The organism is Marinobacter albus (genome assembly GCF_030238305.1).
Classification (GTDB): Bacteria; Pseudomonadota; Gammaproteobacteria; order Pseudomonadales; family Oleiphilaceae; genus Marinobacter; species Marinobacter albus.
Map to the genome: position 1 here is coordinate 385,860 of NZ_JASSQD010000003.1, position 18,191 is coordinate 404,050.

Consider the following 18,191-nt stretch of genomic DNA (forward strand, 5'->3'; position numbering starts at 1 on the left):
TTCAACATGTGAGCGACTGAACAATGAATTAGACTAACGTCCTAATGTGCCTGAACTTTTAGCCGAAACGTCTCGGCAACCTGCACGCCACCAACAGCATATTGTGTGGGATGAGAAGCTTTTTTAAGGATAGACCTAAAGGACCTGTTCGCAACCAGGCTCATGTAACGGAGGAGCAGCTTTCCACGCTGGGCAATGCCCGGAAAGGAACGTTAAAGGAAGCCCGGTCCGGGTGGACCGGGCGTTGAGGGTTCGGCTTACGCCGCTTTTTTCCGGGCCTTCGCCGAACGCAGGCTGTACAGTTTCCGTTCCTTGAGGGCATAGCGGTTCAGACCGGCCAGGTGGATCTTGCGGAGGTAAACACTCCAGTCGATCTGGCGGGCGTCCACCGGAAACAGAACCTTGTCGACCTCGCCCATCCGGGAAGAGAGGGACAACAGCTCGTCATTCCGGAAAATGTAGTTCGGCGCCGTATAGAAACCGAAGATCGTGGCGAGCGACCGGGTGGTGTCCAGATTCTTCAAAACTTTCAGCTCGCGATTGTGCCCGAGCATTTTCAGGACCCGGCCGGTGAGGCTGAGCGGTATTCGCACACCGCCGACCACTGCATCAAACAGCTTTCGGTTAACTGCCACAAAGGGCTTCGTCGGCTGCCGATAGAACAACTGGTCATACTCTGCGTAACTGGCCTTGGCTTCAACCATCAGGTGATCGATAAATTCACCGAGGGAAATCGGATTCGAACTGCCGCTGCAACACTGGTAGATCCGCTGCCCTACAGGCTCGGAAAGTGCTTCGGCCAGGGACAGAATAATGGCATTGGCAACCAGGTCCACCGGAATGACATCAATGACGCCTGAGCGCTTACCCGGAAACAGAGTTACCTTCTCGCGGGCGTAGGCAAGGATAATGGCATCAGCCACCTTCACGCCCTCAATCCAGCCCGGCGCAGGTTCCTCCAGCGCACTCTCTATAATTGAGGGACGAACTATGGTCAGGGAACGGCCAGACAGAGCTTTCATGAGCAACTGTTCCCCCAGCCACTTGGTGAAGGTGTAGGTATCGCTCCAGCCATAACGGTTGGCTTCCCGAATGCCCAGGTCCACCAGTTTTTTCTCCAGTGTCTTGCCGGAATACCGGGAACGCACGTCCGCAATCTTGTCTTCCAGCAAGCGGACCAGCTCATCAATCTCGTAGTAGCCCTCCGGGCTGCAGGGAATGTCCTCTCCGGCGGGCTTGATGACGGATTCGGTAACCTGGCCGGAATTAATCCCGTTGACGTAACAGGTGGACACCTGCAGAACCGAGAGCTCCCTGTTCTGACGGGCCAGTTCGGCGACATTATCGAGGCACCGGGTGTTGATGGCGAGGGCCTTATCCAACTCCTCCCGGAAGTTCACACTGGCGGCGGAGTTGATAACGGCATCAATCCCTTTGGCCAGGTTGCGGAACTGGTCGGGAGAAAGGCCGAACAGGTGCTCAGTTACTTCGCCGGTGACACAGTGAACCCGCTCTTCCACGAAGGTTTCGAAGGCTTCGTTGTCGTCGTGGCGCAAACGCTCAAATACCGAAGACGTTGCTATTTCATCCAGAAAGCGACCGCGGGCATCTGGGTGTCGTTTGTTCCCCCGGATCAACAGGTGAATGCCGCCAATATCCGGTACCGCCCGGATCAGTTTTTCAAGTACAACTTTGCCCAGGAATCCGGTCGTGCCGGTGATAAGGACATGTTTGCCTCGGAGCTGTTCAAGAACATTTGACGACGACTCTCCGGATTTCAACTGCTGTGCTGCCATGGGTGGAACTCCTTCTCAACTTTCAAATCTACGACCGGTCGAACACCTTGCCGGCGGGGAAAATGTGTTTGTGAATTGCTCACAGGAAAGAAGTTGCATTATACGGGCCACCGCCGAACCCCATGATTAATATTTGCACACTATTCGTGACAGAGCGGTGACACACTGCAAAATTACGCCACAAAAGGTGCTAATAAAATGACAGGGAACTGGGCAGGGTTTTTAGGGGATCCGGGGTCATTTCCGGTCATTGCCGGCCAGGGAGCGCAACAACTGATCCAGTGAAATCTCCGCCGGCTGCTCCTTGAGCGCCCTCACCAGGCGGTCCTGCTCACCGAAGCTGACACGATCATAGACAGGCTCTGCCTGACCCGGGCCCGTCGATACCGGGGCCGTATCCGGTCCCTGTTCCGGAGCGATCTGGTCGGCCAGGTGCCTCAGGTGCATGGCCAGATGACGTTTCTTCTCATCACTCAGTTTTTCCCATTCGAGGGAGCCAAGCCCGGTCTGGATAATTTCAATGGTGTCACTGTCCGGCGTGCTCCCAAGAAGTGCAAAAAGCCGGGTAAATGCTTCATAACGCAGCATTGCATTGTCGGGCGTTTGCGCCAGCGTTGCCTCAAGATCACTCACGGCATTCAGGCAACGCTGACGTGGATTCGCCGGTTCGACCAATCCCGCTTGCACCGGCCTGGCCTCCAGCTGCTGGCGCGAAACCCGGTGCCAGTAGGCGGCGATTCCGGTCTTTCTCGGCGGCGACTGAGAGAGGCGAACATTGAGCATGTCGGCAAGGGTATGAAACTGACGACAGGAGGGATCGCCAACCGGCAGCAGTGCAACCGGTTTCTGGTTGAGCACCGACTGCCGCAGGGTTTCGTCTCTCCAGATCCCCCCCATGTAGTGAAGGGTCAGGTCGAGATGACGCCGGGCGGCCGAATCCAGGCGCTGGAATACAGACCGGGCCTGACTGGCGCCCTGAGCCATGTTGACCAGGACACTTGGAACCCGCTTGTAGCCCCGACGCCGGATGACTTTGATGAGCGAAAATGCATCGGTCAGTGAGGCCGGATCCGGGGTCACAACAATACAGGCCAGCTCCGCCGCCGCGATCATGTGCAGGCTCGGCGCCTGCAGCCCGGCCGCAGTATCCGTAATCACATAGTCGTACCGGCTTTCCAGCTGAGAGAGCGCCCGCAGAATACGCAGGCTATCGGAGGGGCTCATGTCCATGCACTCCTGAACGCCAGAAGCGCCGGGGACAATATGCAGGCCATAGTCCGTCTCGAGCAGGGTGTCCTGTAACCGGCATTCACCGGCAATCACGTTGGCCAGGGTTTTCTCGGGATAAAGACCGACCATGATGCTGACGTTGGCAAGGTCAGTGTCGCCATCAAGTAACAGGACTCGTTTACCCTGGCGCGCCAATGTAAGCGCCAGGTTGAGAGCAACCGACGTTTTGCCGACCCCGCCCTTACCGCCGGTAACGGCAATGGTTCGAGGTTGGTTCGATTTGGGCGTGCCAGATTCTTCTACGGTCATGACCGGAGCTCTACGTCCCTGATTGTAAGGAATCCGCCATTTTAACCTGTAAAAATTCTACACATATCACAAGACAGATAATATACTGCTTAAAAATACACCAATAAGTATTTAATAACGACGGATTATTGTCTAAGCTCCATTGCAACAACAACTACGAATACCCCGTCATGCGTGAACCGACGACGGCATGACACCGAATTAGGCGCGACAGGTAAGCTCTATGGATTTAGCTCCTGATCTACAGTTACCGAGTCTCCCGGAGGTTACCCTCCGGGCACTTGAGGCCTGTCACCAGGACGAGAGCTACCGAACCATCAGCGAGATCGTGTCCGTGGACACGGCTCTCGTTGCCAGAATCCTGGCGCTTGCCAACTCCGCACTCTATCGCCCGGCCACACGCATTACCTCGGTGGACCAGGCCTTGTTGAGACTTGGCACACGTCGTTTTCAAACTCTGGTGTTGACGGCCGCCCTGCGCCAACTCCTGTTCGAACTGGGGGGCGACGAATGGCAGCAGCTCAGGGATTTCTGGCGACACTCACTGACCACGGCCCTGACAGCCCGGGCTCTGGCCACGCTCACGCGTTACCGGGAACCCGACGAAGCGTTCATGTTGGGCATGGTCCACAACATCGGCGAACTGATCGCCATCAAGACGCCCGCACCCGACGCCAAGCAGTACTTTATCACTCACCAGTCCGACATAGCTGCAGAGCTGGTGACGGCCTGGGGCCTCGGCCCTATGGCCGCAGACGCCATGCGCTACCAGCAGGCGCTTCCCCACGAACTCCGGGACGCCGGACACCTGGTCAAGCTGATAAGCCTCGCTACACGACTGGCACTGTCCGATGCCGGGGGTATCGCCGCAGCAGCTACGGTTTTTGGCCTGAGTGAAGAACTAACAAGGGAGATAAACCGGCGAATCTCCCACGAAGTCTCCGGCATGGCCGCGTCATTGGGAATTCCCCTGGACAACGAATATGACGGTGAAACCGCCACCCGGAAACTGAAACAGACAATCCTGCGGCAGGCGATGGCCAACCAGTCGCTCGGTTTTGCCAATCTGCATGGCCCGGTCGACGACGTTCTCTCGGAGACCGTAAACAGCCTGACGCTGGTTACAGGCCTGCCCGCGCTCTGTTTCGGGCATAGCGACGATAACCTGGTTCTTTTGTCGGGCACCACCGGCGCGGTTCCGGAGCTTGCGGTTTCCGCCAACCCCGGCGGCAGCGTGCTGACCGATGCCTTCAGTTCGGGCAAGCCGGTCAGCCTGGCCGACCGCGCGCCCACGGTTCTCGATCGCCAACTGCTGACCCTGCTGCGGACCCCCTCGCTGCTCGCTGTGCCAGTAGTCACAGGTAACGACCGCCCCGGCGTGTTTGCTCTGGGCACCGATGAAAAAGACCCGACGACCACATCCGAACTCGCCACTCTGTTCGCCCGCCAACTGTCGGTGGTCCTCGAGGACCGATCGCAGACCCCCGATGCGGATGGCCAGCAGGATGCCATCCAGCAGGAAGTTGCTCGCGAAATGGTTCGAAGGCAGGTTCACGAAGTCAGCAATCCCCTGACAATCATCCGCCAGTATATTTACCAGCTCAGGAATCGGCTTGAGGACTCGGACGTTCAGCGGGAGCTGGACGTTATCCGTGACGAACTCGATCGTGCCGGCAATCTCCTGCTGCAGATGGGGCACACCACCACAGATGACGATGCCGAGGGCGCCGAGCTCAATGCCGAACTCAAAAGCCTGTCACGCATTCTGGAGGACAGCCTGTTCACGGACGGCAAACGTCAACTCAACGTGATAATGTGCAGGCAGCCGACGCTGCTGACGGTGGGTGCGGCACCCATTCGCCAGATCGTCATCAACCTTGTACGCAATGCCGTGGAAAGCCTGCCCGAGAAAGGCGGCAAGGTTGAGATACGGACATCGGCCCCGGTCTGGCAGAACAACCGGACCTGGGTGGAACTGGAAATAACGGATACCGGGACAGGAATTCCCGACGAGATCCGAAGTTCCCTGTTCACCCCGGTGAAAACCACAAAAGGAAAAGGCCACAGCGGATTGGGCCTGAGCATTGTGAAACAGCTAATTGATGACATGGAGGGCATCATTGCTTGTCGCACAGGGCAGGAAGGCACAGCCTTCAGGATTCTGCTTCCGGCGGCCAACCACAACAAGAACGAGACCGACTGACGCAGAAACGACGGACATAGAGCGATGGCACCTGAACTCACTGATCAGCTTCTCAGTAACGAGTTAACGGCACGCATCCTGGTGGTGGACGACGAACCCCGCCTGCTGGATTCACTCGCCGCCCTGCTACGTGACAGCGGTTATCAGGTCACCGAAGCCCACGGAGGAAAACGCGCCTGCGAGCTGGCGGATTCGCAGTCGTTTGACCTGGCCTTGCTTGACCTCAGAATGCCGGACGTGGATGGCTTCGATGTCATGGCTCATCTGGCCGACGTGCAGCCCGACTGCGGTGCCATCGTGGTCAGTGGCGAGAGCTCGTTCAGCGCCGTCAGCCGGGCCCTGCGGCGGGGTGCGCTGGATTACATCCGAAAGCCCTTCGATCCGGAAGAATTGCTGGCAACGGTTGCCAGCGTGACCAACAAGCAGTCCCTGCTCAAGGCCCACGAACATATCCAACTGCGCCTGGAAAAATCCGAGGCGCTGCACCGCTACATCGTCAACAGCTCACCCGATATCGTGTTCATGCTCGACGACGACGGCCACTTCTGTTTTGTGAACAGCAAAGTGGAAAGCCTGCTGGGCTACCCGCCCTCCGAACTGTGCGGGCATCATTTCCGCCATATCCTGGATGACCGGGACGTCACTCGGGGCATGTATGCCCTGAACGGACCCAACATAACCGCCGATAACCCGCGAACTCTGGAGGTCCGGCTGAAGACCAGGGGCAGCCGGCGAGCTACCCGCCATTTCGAGATCACGGCGTTTCCAATTGACCCGCAGACCTGGCCATATTCCCATGCCACGCAAGGCGGAGGGAACGGCCAGACCGCCCGCTATTACGGTACCGCCCGCGATGTCACGGAACGTAAGGAAGCAGAGGCGTTCATCAACTTCCAGGCGTACCACGATCTGCTGACACGACTGCCCAACCGGGCCCTGTTCAAGGACCGTCTGGAGCTTGCCATTACCCACGCCCGCCGCAGCGACCAGAAACTGGCGGTCATGTTTTTGGACCTCGACCGGTTCAAGGTGGTGAACGACACCCTCGGGCACGCCATGGGTGACCGGCTGCTGCAGGCAGTCACGCACCGGTTGGAAAAATGCCTCCGCAAAGGCGATACCCTGTCCCGCTTCGGTGGCGATGAATTCACGCTTCTCTTGCCATCCATCCACAGTCATGAGGATGCGAGACAAATCGCAAAGAAGTTGATCAATGCGCTGCGGGCGCCTTTCCAGCTCGGCGACCACGAGGTGTTCGTGGGAGTCAGCATAGGTATTTCAATCTATCCGGAAGCTGGCGACAGCATGGACCACCTCATCCAGAATGCCGACATCGCGATGTACCATGTCAAAGCCAGAGGCAAGGACGGCTACCGTTTCTACTCCGAAAGCATGAGTATCGATTCCGCCAACCGCCTCAACCTGGAACGGGATCTGCGCTTGGCACTTGAGCGGGACGAATTACGGGTGTTCTATCAACCCCAGGTGTGCTCAACGACCAATCGCATTGTCGGACTTGAGGCTCTCGTTCGCTGGCAGCATCCGGAGCGCGGACTGCTCTATCCGCGGGACTTCCTGCCACTGGCCGAGGAAACCCGCCTGATCGGCCAGCTCAGTGAGCGCGTCCTCGACCAGGCATGCCAGGACGTCGGACTGTGGATTCGATCGGGGCATTCCGACCTGCGACTGGCGGTCAATCTCTCGCCGGTTCAGGTCGAACATCCGAAGTTTGTGGATACACTCATGCAACGGGTGAGAGCCCACCGCTTCCCTGCCCAGAACCTGGAAATCGAGATCACCGAAAACGTGATCATGAACGATCTTGAGCAAATCAGCCAAAAGCTCCGGGAACTGGCCGCCCTGGGCGTGCGCATAGCCATCGACGATTTTGGTACGGGTTATTCATCCCTGAACTACCTGCACCGGCTTCCCATCCATACCCTGAAAGTCGATCAGTCCTTTGTCAAAGCGATCCGCAGCGGTGACGACGGCGCCTGCATCGTCAACGCCATTGTTGCCATGGCCCACGGCCTCAAACTGGAAATCGTCGCGGAAGGGGTTGAAACCGACGAACAGCTCGAATACCTTCGAAAGCTGGGCTGTCATCAGGTTCAGGGTTTCTACTATGGCCCCGCTCGACCGGCGGAGCATATCTCCAGAACCCTGGCGTTTCCGACAGCCCAAGCAGCCTCCATCTGACACCCAATTATCAATTGTCCGACACTCCTAACTAAAACCTTGATGCGGTTTGCAAAGTATTGCAAAGCGTTATTTTTTGTATCCCGAAATGCGTAGTGCTGCACATAAATCCCCACCCCTGTTCTCTAAGCTCGAGATCGTTAGGCGTTGATCACCGGAATCCCGACAGGCCGTCGGGCAACAACGACAAAAACGGTGACAACATCCCGAGGAACAAGAACAGGCAGCAGTCATCATGCGCGACAAGTACAAATACATTGGCCCGGTTTACGATTTCCTGAGCAATTTATACAGCGGCAAGAACATACATCGCTGCAAAACCGCCATGCTTGATGTAGAAACCGTTCAGCCCGGGGATCGCATCCTTTTTGCCGGAGTCGGCCATGGCAGAGACGCCATCCGCGCCGCCGAGCTGGGCGCTGACGTAACCGTTGTCGATCTTTCCGAAACCATGCTGCGCAAGTTTGGAGAAGCCCAGGAAAAGAAGGCGCCGCACCTGGCCATCCGCCGCATCCACAGCGACATCATGAAGGTGGAAGAGTTCGAACAGTACGACATGGTGGTAGCCAACTTCTTCCTGAATGTGTTCGACGAAGACATGATGGTCCGGGTCCTGGAACATCTGATCCGCCTGGGCAAGGCCGACGCGCGGGTCGTGGTTGGAGACTTCTGCTACCCCACCGGCAATATAGTCGCCCGCATGTTCAAGAAGCTCTACTGGTACATGGCGGTCTTTACCTTCTGGCTCTTTGCCAACAACGCCTTCCATAAGATCTACAACTACCCCGAGCACATGCAGCGTCTGGGCCTGCAGGTCACCGAAAAGAAGCATTTCAAGCTTCTGAACATGGACTGCTACTGGTCCATCCTCGGTCGCAAACAGGCCTGAGTGCCGCAGCCATCCAACCAACAATAAACCGGGGAGCAGAGACATGTCGGATCAGATTCTTGCACTGGACGGACTCCGTGAACTGGCAGACAACTCATTTACCTTCGCGGAACGGGTTGGCTACCTTAAGAAATACGGGCTCCACTCCCAGTCTTTTTCAACCCTGCAGCCCGGCATGCAGTACTTTGACGTTCCCGGGATCGGGTACCTGGCTTACATGCGCAAATGGGGTGGAACCTTTGTGCTGTCGGACCCGGTCTGCGCCCCCGAGAACTTTTCGGTGATTCTCGAGCATTTTCACAACCGTTTTCCCAATGCCTGCTACATTCAGGTTTCCAAGCCCGTGGTGGATTTCCTGCACCTGCGGTTCGGCCTGTATGGCACGCAGTTTGGCAGCGAATCGCGGATCGACCTGAGGAAGTGGTCACTGGCCGGCAAGAAAAAACAGATCCTTCGCACCGCACTGAACCAGGCCGAGAAGAGCAACATCACGGTGAAAGAGCGGTTCAGTGATGACCACACCCGGGAGATTTCCGAAGCCTGGATACGGACCCGGAAGTGCAAGAGCAATGAGATCCGCTTTCTGATTCGCCCGATGGAGATGGAGTACCGGGAAAACGAGCGCCATTTCTACGCCTATCAGGGGGACAAGGCCGTCGGCTTCATCTATTTCGACCCGATTTACTGCAACAATGAAATCATCAGCTACGTGCCGAACATTTCCCGGGCCAACGCCGATTTCCGCCAGGGCATTTTCTACACCTTGATGGCACACGCCATGGACGTGTTCAAGGCCGAGGGGGTTCCCTACCTCGACCTGGGCCTGATTCCACTGTCACTGGATGCCACCACCGAACACCAGGAAAGCCGGTCGCTGAAACGACTCCTGCACCTGGTCTACGAGAAGGGGAATTTCCTATATAACTTCAAAGGCCTGGAATTTACCAAGTCGCGTTTCCGGGGGGATGGCTTCAAAACCTACTGCTGCCACAAACGCGCGATCCCTGCCCTCGAATTCTTGGCCATGTTCAAACTGACGCGGCTGTTGTAACCGGACGGGGTTGCGCGGGCCAGTCAGCAAGAACTGATCTTGGCGCCAGGCCCAGAGCTTCCATGAATCCGGCCACTCCCTCGGGAGCCGGGCCGGAAAAGAGCGCAGCCCGCACCGGTTGGCTATTTGCCGGGTTTTCCCGACTCGCGTCAGGCGCCTTCCCCAGCTCCTCGAGCAAAACCGCCACCCGCCGGGCGATGGCTTCTCCAGAGTCCACCCAGAATTCAACGTCGGGCAGGACTTCCCTCAGAGCATCCAGCAATAAGGGGTAGTGTGTGCACCCCAGAACCACGGTGTCCACCTCCGCCTGATGAAAGCCCGCGACCGCTTCGGCCAGTTCATGGCGGGGCACATCCGCACCACTCACCGACTCTTCCACCCAGCGCACCAGATCCGGGTGCCCGATACGCTCGACCTGGCAGTGTCCGGCGAACTCGTCGACCAGGTTGTCCAGATAAGGTCGGCGCACCGTGGCCGGGGTTGCCAGCAGACCGATACGACCATTCCGGGTTTTGGCGGCAGCCGGTTTGATAGCGGGCACCACGCCAACCACCGGTGTCGATGTCATGGCCCGGAGATGGGGCAGAACTACCGTACTGGCGGTATTGCAGGCGACGATGATGACGTCGCAGGGATACTGGGCCAGCGACTCGCCAATCAACCGGCAGCAGCGCTCAATAACTACCGACTCTGGCTGGTCACCATAAGGAAACCCGGCATTGTCGGCCAGATAGACGAGCTCCGTTCCCGGCAGATGCTGGATGACGCTGGCCGCAATACTGAGGCCACCGACGCCGGAATCGAACACCAGAACCCGAGGGGAAGAATCCGTCTTCAAGACGCTGATCCTCTCGGAGAAATAGCGCTCTCCATGGCCCGGATCAGGCGACCGGCAATGGTCGTTTGAGGCGGAACCGGGGGAGTGTCGCCCGGCACAAACCAATCCGCATCGGCCAGCTCGTCTTCCTGGAGTACAAGATCGCCGCCGGCGTAGTCAGCAAAGAACCCGACCATAAGCTGGTGCGGGAACGGCCACGGCTGGGACGATTGATACCGGACGTTGGTAACGTCCAGGCCAGTTTCCTCTTTAACCTCACGGACCACGGCTTCCTCAAGACTTTCGCCCGGCTCGACAAAGCCGGCAATCAGACTGTAGAAGTGATGACGGGCCCGGGAAGACCTGGCGAGCAACAGGCGGTCATCCCGCCGAATCACCACGATTACACAGGGCGCCAGTCTCGGGTACCAGGGAATCCCGCAGGGTCCGCACCATTTTGCCCGCTCGTGTGGATGAAATTCGGTTTCCTGCCCACATCGCCCGCAATAGCGATGATCCCGCCACCACTGCCAGACCTGGAATCCGGTACTCAACAATTCGGCAGGAGCCTCCTCCATCATCAACAGGGCATCCCTGAGGGGCACGGGTTCCAGCCCGCCCCTGACAGGGTCCGGCAATTCCGTGACATAGACGGGCTTACCGTCCACGATACCAAGGGAGACAGGCTCACAGTCGATTCCCTGGTGCACGTCAGAACCCCATAAAAGAAACCAGCCCTCTTCCGGCTTGAGAATGGCCGAGCCGGAAATCGCCAGCAAACGGTCTCCGGCCTGTGGCGGGTTCGTGGTCCAGCCCGGAGTCCAGTCTGTGTTCGAGATTGCCATTAACTGTCCACACCTGCGTGATGAATGGGCCAAGCTGAAATGTACCACACTGAATGACGGGGCAAGTAAGAGGAGTGACTTTCCGCACCGTACTCAACCAAGTAAACTTGGCCCCTATCTGATTCACCGGAGCAACAGTTTATGCGACTTTACCAGGGCATTCGCAGCCTGATCCTGACCATTCTCCGCAAGATGCTGTTCCTTTGGGTCAGGACCGACGTCAGCGGGAATAGCCTTGAAGCTCTGGGACTGGATCCGGACAAGCCCGTCTGTTACGTGCTTCAGTACAGCAGTCTGTCGAGCCGGTTGGTACTGGAGCAGGAAGTCATCCGCGCCCACCTGCCCGGTGCCACCGATTCGTTGCCGGTAAAAAACGGACCGTCCCACTCGTTCTTCTTTCTCTACCGTCGCACCGGCGGTCTGTTTCGCCGTCGGCAGACCCCAGTACTGACCACCGAGTTCGAGGCATTGATTCAGTACGGCCTCGAGCATCCGGACGAGGATGTCCAGATCGTGCCGGTATCCCTGTTCTGGGGTCGCTCGCCGGACAAAGAGAAATCCCTGGTAAAATTGCTGTTATCCGATACCTGGACCGTGGCAGGGCGGCTACAGAAGTTACTGATCATCATGGTTCATGGCCGCAACACCTATGTGCAGTTTAATCAGCCCCTGTACCTGAAGCAGGTCATCGATGAATACCGGCACTCCGAAGAACGTGCGAGACGCAAACTTGCGCGCATTCTGCGCACCCACTTCCGACGCGTTCGTCAGGCTGTTCTCGGACCGGACCTGTCCCACAGGCGAACCCTTGTCGGCGGATTGGTGCGCACCCAGGCGGTCAAGGAAGCTATCCGGGAAACCGCTGCAAAGGATGATATTCCGCCCGAGAAGGTTCGCGCCAAGGCCTGGAAATACGCGGACGAAATTGCCGCCAGCATGTCGATCGTTACCATCCGGTTCCTGGAAGTGGTATTGGCCTGGCTCTGGAACCGCATCTACAACGGCATTGCCATCAACAATATTCGTGTGGCCAAGGAAGTGGCCCAGGAAAACGCCGTGGTATATGTGCCCTGCCACCGGTCACACATCGACTACCTGCTGCTGTCCTACGTACTGTACAAGAACGGCCTGATGCCACCCCACATTGCCGCCGGCATCAACCTTAACATGCCGATTGTAGGTCCGATCCTGCGCCGCGGCGGCGCTTTTTTCATGCGCCGGAGCTTCAAGGATAACCCCCTTTACGCCACCGTATTCAACGAGTACATGCATGTAATGTTCTCCCGGGGGTACTCCGTTGAGTATTTCGTCGAGGGAGGTCGTAGTCGGACCGGTCGCATGCTGCAACCACGGCCCGGCATGCTGTCGATGACCGTTCGCAGTTTCCTGCGCGATCACCGCAAGCCGATCGTCTTTGTGCCGGTCTACATTGGCTACGAAAAGGTGATGGAAGGCCGCTCCTATCTGGGCGAACTCCGGGGCAAGAAAAAGCAGAAGGAGAACGTGTTCGCACTTGCCAAAACCGTTCGCAAACTGAGCAACTCCTTCGGCCGCGTGGCAGTCAACTTCGGCGAAGCCATCCCGCTCGCCGACGTGCTTGATGAGGTTCACGACAGCTGGCGGCAGGAAGCCTACGATTCGGAATATCGCCCGCCGTGGCTCAAAGAGGCGGTTGACCAACTGGCGTTGCGAGTGGCCTCCAATATCAACGCCTCCGTTGCGGTCAACCCCATCGGGATGACCGCAACGGTCCTGCTCGGAACCGATCGTATGGCCATGGACGAAGGCCAACTGATTCGCCTGATGGATCAGTACTCTGGCCTGCTCAAAGCCTATCCTTACGCCGAAACAGTGACGTTGCCGGAGGGATCTGGCAAGGACTGGGTTGCCTACTGCGAGAACATGGGGCTGATCACGCGGCAGCCGCAGAAACTGGGCGATATCATCGCACTGGAAGGCAGCAATGCCATCCTGATGACCTATTACCGCAACAACATACAGCACCTGTTCGCGTTGCCGTCACTGGTCGCCAGCCTGTTCGAGAACACGGATTCGCTGCGACGGGACAAGGTCGTGTTCCTGGCCAGCGTGGCCTACCCCTACCTGCGGTCTGAACTGTTCCTCAAGTACCAGACGGAGGATGTGGAAACCGTCATCAATCGCTGGATCGATGTGCTGATCGAACAGGGGCTGCTGGAAAGTCTGGATGACGATCGCATTGGCCGGCCCGAGGAAGGCACGGAGGCCATGTTACGACTGAGGGTACTGTCGCACTTCATCATCCAGACCCTCGAGCGCTATCACATTGCCCTGGGCATCCTGCGCAAGTACGGCTCGGGCAAACTCAGCGCAGCCGAGCTCGAAGAACAGAGCACACTGCTGGCCGAACGCATGTCAATCCTGTTTGGCCTGAATGCCCCCGAGTTCTTCGACAAGAGCCTGTTCCGGAATTTCATTGCCAACCTGCAGAAGAACGGCGTCATTACCACCGACGAAACCGGATTGATCTGCTATGGCAAGGGGCTCGATGACGTCGCCGAAGACGCCCGACTGGTGCTCAGCGTTGAGAAACGGCAGGCGATCCAGCAGGTCACGATGCTGGGAGCTTAAGGGAGATTACCGGGCGGGCAGCGCTTTGAGAGAATAGATGTCGTAGCGACTGCTCTTGCCCTCTATCCGTGTTGCGGGCTCGGGGCCGGCGATCGTCGGAGCCTTGCGGGGACGCTTGACGACGACCCGGTAGGTCGCGCATCCAAGTGCCGCTTCCAGGAGCGCTTCGGCGTCGGTGTCGTCACCCACCACCGACCGGAATACCTGCATTTCCTTTTTGACCAGGGCTGACTTGTCCCGATGCGGGAACATGGGATCCAGATAGATTACGTCTGCCGAACCCGGCGCTGCAGCCTCCAGCCACGTTAGACTGCTGCCTTCCTTGAGCGACATGCGCGCGATAATGGGCGCGCAGTCCACGTTGAGCGATGCCCTTGCCAAGCCGTCGGCCAGCAGGGCATGAATCACGGGATTACGCTCGAACAGGGTCACCTCACATCCCAGACTGGCGAGCACAAAGGCGTCCTGACCAAGGCCGGCAGTGGCATCGACCACGCGCAAGGTCGCGCGGGTTTTCTGCAAACCCACGGCTTTTGCAACCATCTGCCCGGCCCCGCCGCCGTGCTCTCGGCGATAGCCCATTTTCCCGGTGACAAACTCCGCGCGCACCGGCCCTGGGGCGCCTTTACCGGTCACCTGCAAACCCAGCCCGTTCTCATCCAGATACAAAACCATCGCGAAGTCCCGGATCTCCTTCGGGCGAACGATGCCAAGGTTTTCGATGGCCAGGGACTGGCTCAGTGCGACAGCCTGTTCGGCATCCCCGAGCGGACTGCGCCCCACCGCTAACGCACTGGGCATGTCAAAATCATGGGCGGGAAAGGAAGGGAGATCGGTCATCAAACCAGAATATCAATGCCGGCAAGCGTAGCGTCGCCGCCGGACGCCTGCCCTGCGGCTGCAACCGCTGCAAACGTCGACAGCGCCCGAGCCGTCGGCAACGGCAGGTCGTCAGCCCGAAAGCGCTCCAGGCGGGCATCTTCCGCGGCCCGGCGGGCCTCTACCCGTCGTTCCAGACTGGTATCGGGGACACGCTCAATGGGGGTAAGCGAACGGCCATCGGCCAGATTACGGCGTGCAGACTCGGTGGACTTCTCCGGGGAAGACGCCGGCGCACGGGCAACATCGCTGCGCTCCCGGGCCGGACTATTGTTTCCGGGCTGGTAGCCGTAACCGTTTCCTGAATGAATACCACCGATCATGAACTGATCTCGCTGGCTCAGTGACAAAGATGTAGAAGGAAAGTATGGAAGAATCCCGCCGGGATTAAAAGCGCCTGATGTTATTCACGACCCGGCAGTTTTTTCCAGGCAACCTCATCCCGGATATACACCGGCTGCGCCTGGTCGGCAGGAACCGCCTGACCCTCCCGGTATCCGGTTTCCGCCAACCTGGCGACCCAGGCTGCCCGCGGGACCAGAGTGTCGTCGACAGACGCAACCCGGGCCAGCACCTCTGCGGGCATATCATCCCGCAAGCGCCAGCCCTGCCCTGCTCCCACCCAGTGCCCGAAATCGCCTTCGAGGGCAACCAGGGCAGGTGGACATACCCTTTCTTCGCCCAGCAATACCGGGAGTCCGTCGCGGCGGGAAAAACAGCCCCAATAGACCTCTCCCATACGGGCATCGAACGCCACGGCAACTGCACCGTCACCCTGCAGGTCCATGGACTCCATCGCTCCAAGCGCTACGGCCGCCAGCGAGGACACCGGCACCACCGGCACATCCAGTCCCCATGCAAGGCCCTGAACCACGCCCGTCGCAATCCGAATGCCGGTGAAGGAACCCGGACCACAGGCAAAGGCCAGCGCATCCAGGTCCTTGGGCTCCAGACTTTTTTCAGCCAGGAGCTCCCGCACCATGGGCATCAACAGCCGGGTGTGGCCGCGGGGCGCAATCTCGAAACGTTCGGATATCTCGCCATCAAGAAGAAGGGCTGCCGAGCAGCCCTCCGATGACGTATCCAGTGCAAGCAGTTTCACGGACGTGAAAACCCTCGGGTCGGGATATCGTTGATTTACTGAAGCTTGGACAGAATCTGGTCACGAATGCTGTCGAGGCTGCCAACGCCCTCCACACGCACGTACTTTGGCGCGTCCTCCGGAGCCTCAGCAGCCCAGTCCTGATAGTAACCTACCAGCGGCGCCGTCTGGTCGTGATAGATTTTCAGACGCTTGCGAACGGTCTCTTCCTTGTCGTCTTCACGCTGGACCAGTGCTTCTCCGGTTTCGTCATCCTTGCCCTCAACCTTGGGCGGATCGTATTTCACGTGGTAGATACGGCCACTGCCTTCGTGCACGCGGCGGCCGGAAAGACGGCTGACAATTTCTTCGTCATCGACCGCAATCTCGACCACGAAATCGATAGCAATACCCTGATCCTTCAGCGCTTCGGCCTGGGGAATGGTGCGCGGGAACCCGTCCAGCAGGAAGCCGTTCTTGCAGTCAGGCTGCTGAATGCGCTCCTCGATCAGGGCGATGATGATATCGTCAGATACCAGACCACCGGTTGCCATAACCTCCTTGACCTGTTTTCCCAGATCGGATTCGGCCTTGACCGCGGCACGCAGCATGTCACCGGTGGAGATCTGGGGAATATCGAAACGTTCGGTGATGAACTGGGCCTGCGTCCCCTTCCCCGCGCCCGGCGCGCCTAACATGATGATTCGCATAACGTTGTGCTCCCGTTTTAGTCATTATCGTTTGAAAAGTTATGGCAAAAGCCCTTGCCTTTGCGACAACCTCTCGGTATCGAACGGATGTGCGCCAGGATCGGCGAACGCGCATTATACGAAGTCAGCCTGCCCAGAGAAAGTCGACCTCCGTATCATGCACTGCGAATGGGCATTTCGGGCCCGGAACGCCCGGCGGACTCAGGATGACAGGGATGTGGCCAGTGCGTCCAGATCCGGGGCAACACGATCTATCTCTAGCTCGAGATCGTCTACCACCGCAGGAGAGAGCCCGAGTCCTTCAAGAAGAGAGGGGATATCGTCAGCGTTGAATTCGTCACCAATTCGCCGAGCCTTGAGCAGGGCGTTGGCCAGTTGAACCATCAGCACATACTGTTCATCGTCGCCGTGATACCCCGCATGCTGGTGCATGCCGGCTGACTTGATCACTGGATCGGGCAGCTGCCAGAGTCGGTGCAGGATGCCGCCAATTGCACCGTGACCGACGGCAAGAACCTGCTCATTGCGGGCATGCCCGAACACCTGCTGCTCCAGGGAATACATGCTCGCCTCCGGATTGGCCTCGCGCAGGGCGTTCAATTCCTCGAATTCGGCAGGGAACAGGTGTCCTACCAGCAACAGGCCAAAGTTGTGCAGCAGACCGCACAGGTAGGCCAGCCCCTTATCGACGCCACAATAGGGCGCCAGGCTCTGACACAGGAACGCGCAATAGAGGGAGTGGCGCCAAAAATTGTCCATGCCCAGCATGCCCTTGCGCGGTATATCGAAAGCTCGCACCGAGGCGATACCCAGGGCGATGTGAGCCACCCGGTCAAAGCCCAGCACCCGCGTTACCGCCTCCTGGACCGAGTTGACCTGCCCCGGGTAATTGAACAGGGCCGAACGGGCGTAGCGCATGATCTGGGCGGTCAGGCTGGGATCAAATTCGATCAGTTCGGCCAGCTCCCGGGCGGTAGCTTCGGTGTTGGCGGTCAGGCGCAGAATACGCAGGGCCAGGGCAGGCATGGGCGGGAGTCGATACAACTGCTGCAGCTTGTCGGCGACCTCATCCAGAGTCAGCGCGGCACGATTGCCGTTGCCCTGCCCCCGGATGACGAGATGCCCACCACGGCTTCCCGCCAACGCCAGCCTCAGGTGACACCCTTCCATTTCAAGCACCCCGTGGTCGGATCCGCCGGTAAACAGAACCCGCTCCGCCCGGGACACGTCTTCGTCCACCAGTACGGGCAGCTCATAGGCCGCACCAATCGGTGGAACGAAGCCCGGATCGCAGTCACTGAACAATCTCATGGTCTGACGGGCGGTCAGCAGTTGCAGATTGCGACCAGTAAGGTGATGGACCGCATCCAGATCCAGAGAACTGTCGAATTTGTGCACTGCCATGACGGCGCCGCCCATATCGATCAGCAGGGTTGCCTGAATGAAGTCCGCCTGTGGCTGTCCGGAGGCCCTTACCGCTGCGTCGAGGTTCGCCGCCTGGTCGATCCGGAGATCCGCGTAGGGTATGGCCTTTCGGGCCAGAAATCGTTCCAGTCGCGCAGCTAGAGCCAC

At 58.5% G+C, this 18,191-nt stretch carries 14 protein-coding genes; 5 read left to right on the forward strand and 9 right to left on the reverse strand.

The window, feature by feature from the left end:
- Positions 1-257: 257 nt before the first annotated feature.
- Both QQF73_RS16685 and QQF73_RS16690 read right to left on the reverse strand, forming a co-directional pair.
- On the reverse strand, positions 258-1,796 hold the full coding sequence (locus QQF73_RS16685) for a fatty acyl-CoA reductase (RefSeq protein WP_285368904.1): 1,539 nt from the start codon (positions 1,794-1,796) through the stop codon (positions 258-260).
- 237 nt (positions 1,797-2,033) lie between these two features.
- Complete coding sequence (locus QQF73_RS16690; RefSeq protein WP_219868472.1) at positions 2,034-3,335, reverse strand: AAA family ATPase; 1,302 nt, start codon at positions 3,333-3,335, stop codon at positions 2,034-2,036.
- Positions 3,336-3,558: 223 nt separating this feature from the next.
- Between QQF73_RS16690 and QQF73_RS16695 the strand changes: the two genes are divergently transcribed.
- The 4 genes from QQF73_RS16695 (at position 3,559) to QQF73_RS16710 (ending at position 9,677) form a co-directional block, all read left to right on the forward strand.
- Positions 3,559-5,538, forward strand: a complete 1,980-nt coding sequence (locus tag QQF73_RS16695; protein ID WP_219868473.1) for an HDOD domain-containing protein — start codon at positions 3,559-3,561, stop codon at positions 5,536-5,538.
- A 24-nt stretch (positions 5,539-5,562) separates the two neighbouring features.
- Positions 5,563-7,737: a putative bifunctional diguanylate cyclase/phosphodiesterase gene (locus QQF73_RS16700; RefSeq protein ID WP_219868474.1), complete on the forward strand. Its 2,175-nt coding sequence runs from the start codon at positions 5,563-5,565 to the stop codon at positions 7,735-7,737.
- Between the two features lie 235 nt (positions 7,738-7,972).
- The gene (locus QQF73_RS16705; RefSeq protein WP_285368907.1) at positions 7,973-8,626 is read left to right on the forward strand and encodes a class I SAM-dependent methyltransferase; all 654 of its coding nucleotides are present in this window, start codon (positions 7,973-7,975) and stop codon (positions 8,624-8,626) included.
- A gap of 43 nt (positions 8,627-8,669) precedes the next feature.
- The gene (locus QQF73_RS16710) at positions 8,670-9,677 is read left to right on the forward strand and encodes a DUF2156 domain-containing protein (protein WP_285368908.1); all 1,008 of its coding nucleotides are present in this window, start codon (positions 8,670-8,672) and stop codon (positions 9,675-9,677) included.
- On the opposite strand, the gene murI is transcribed toward QQF73_RS16710, so the two are convergent.
- Together murI and nudC are read right to left on the reverse strand one after the other, a co-directional pair.
- The gene (gene murI, locus QQF73_RS16715) at positions 9,655-10,515 is read right to left on the reverse strand and encodes a glutamate racemase (protein ID WP_219868477.1); all 861 of its coding nucleotides are present in this window, start codon (positions 10,513-10,515) and stop codon (positions 9,655-9,657) included. The genes QQF73_RS16710 and murI overlap by 23 nt on opposite strands.
- A complete protein-coding gene (gene nudC / locus QQF73_RS16720; RefSeq protein WP_219868478.1) occupies positions 10,512-11,339 on the reverse strand; it encodes an NAD(+) diphosphatase in 828 nt (275 codons plus the stop codon). The genes murI and nudC overlap by 4 nt, the downstream gene beginning before the upstream one ends.
- A 141-nt stretch (positions 11,340-11,480) precedes the next feature.
- Here nudC and plsB point away from each other — a divergent pair, with 141 nt between their 5' ends.
- Positions 11,481-13,949, forward strand: coding sequence for a glycerol-3-phosphate 1-O-acyltransferase PlsB (gene plsB, locus QQF73_RS16725; protein ID WP_219868479.1), 2,469 nt, complete (start codon positions 11,481-11,483; stop codon positions 13,947-13,949).
- Between the two features lie 6 nt (positions 13,950-13,955).
- On the opposite strand, the gene QQF73_RS16730 is transcribed toward plsB, so the two are convergent.
- From QQF73_RS16730 to QQF73_RS16750, 5 genes are all read right to left on the reverse strand, one after another.
- Complete coding sequence (locus tag QQF73_RS16730) at positions 13,956-14,750, reverse strand: class I SAM-dependent methyltransferase (protein ID WP_219868480.1); 795 nt, start codon at positions 14,748-14,750, stop codon at positions 13,956-13,958.
- Between the two features lie 38 nt (positions 14,751-14,788).
- Positions 14,789-15,151 carry a UDP pyrophosphate phosphatase gene (locus tag QQF73_RS16735; RefSeq protein WP_285368909.1) on the reverse strand — a complete coding sequence of 121 codons (363 nt, stop codon included), beginning with the start codon at positions 15,149-15,151 and terminating at the stop codon, positions 14,789-14,791.
- An 80-nt stretch (positions 15,152-15,231) separates the two neighbouring features.
- On the reverse strand, positions 15,232-15,930 hold the full coding sequence (gene tsaB / locus QQF73_RS16740; RefSeq protein WP_219868482.1) for a tRNA (adenosine(37)-N6)-threonylcarbamoyltransferase complex dimerization subunit type 1 TsaB: 699 nt from the start codon (positions 15,928-15,930) through the stop codon (positions 15,232-15,234).
- A 35-nt stretch (positions 15,931-15,965) separates the two neighbouring features.
- Complete coding sequence (gene adk, locus QQF73_RS16745; protein WP_219868483.1) at positions 15,966-16,619, reverse strand: adenylate kinase; 654 nt, start codon at positions 16,617-16,619, stop codon at positions 15,966-15,968.
- 201 nt (positions 16,620-16,820) lie between these two features.
- Complete coding sequence (locus tag QQF73_RS16750) at positions 16,821-18,191, reverse strand: HDOD domain-containing protein (protein WP_219868484.1); 1,371 nt, start codon at positions 18,189-18,191, stop codon at positions 16,821-16,823.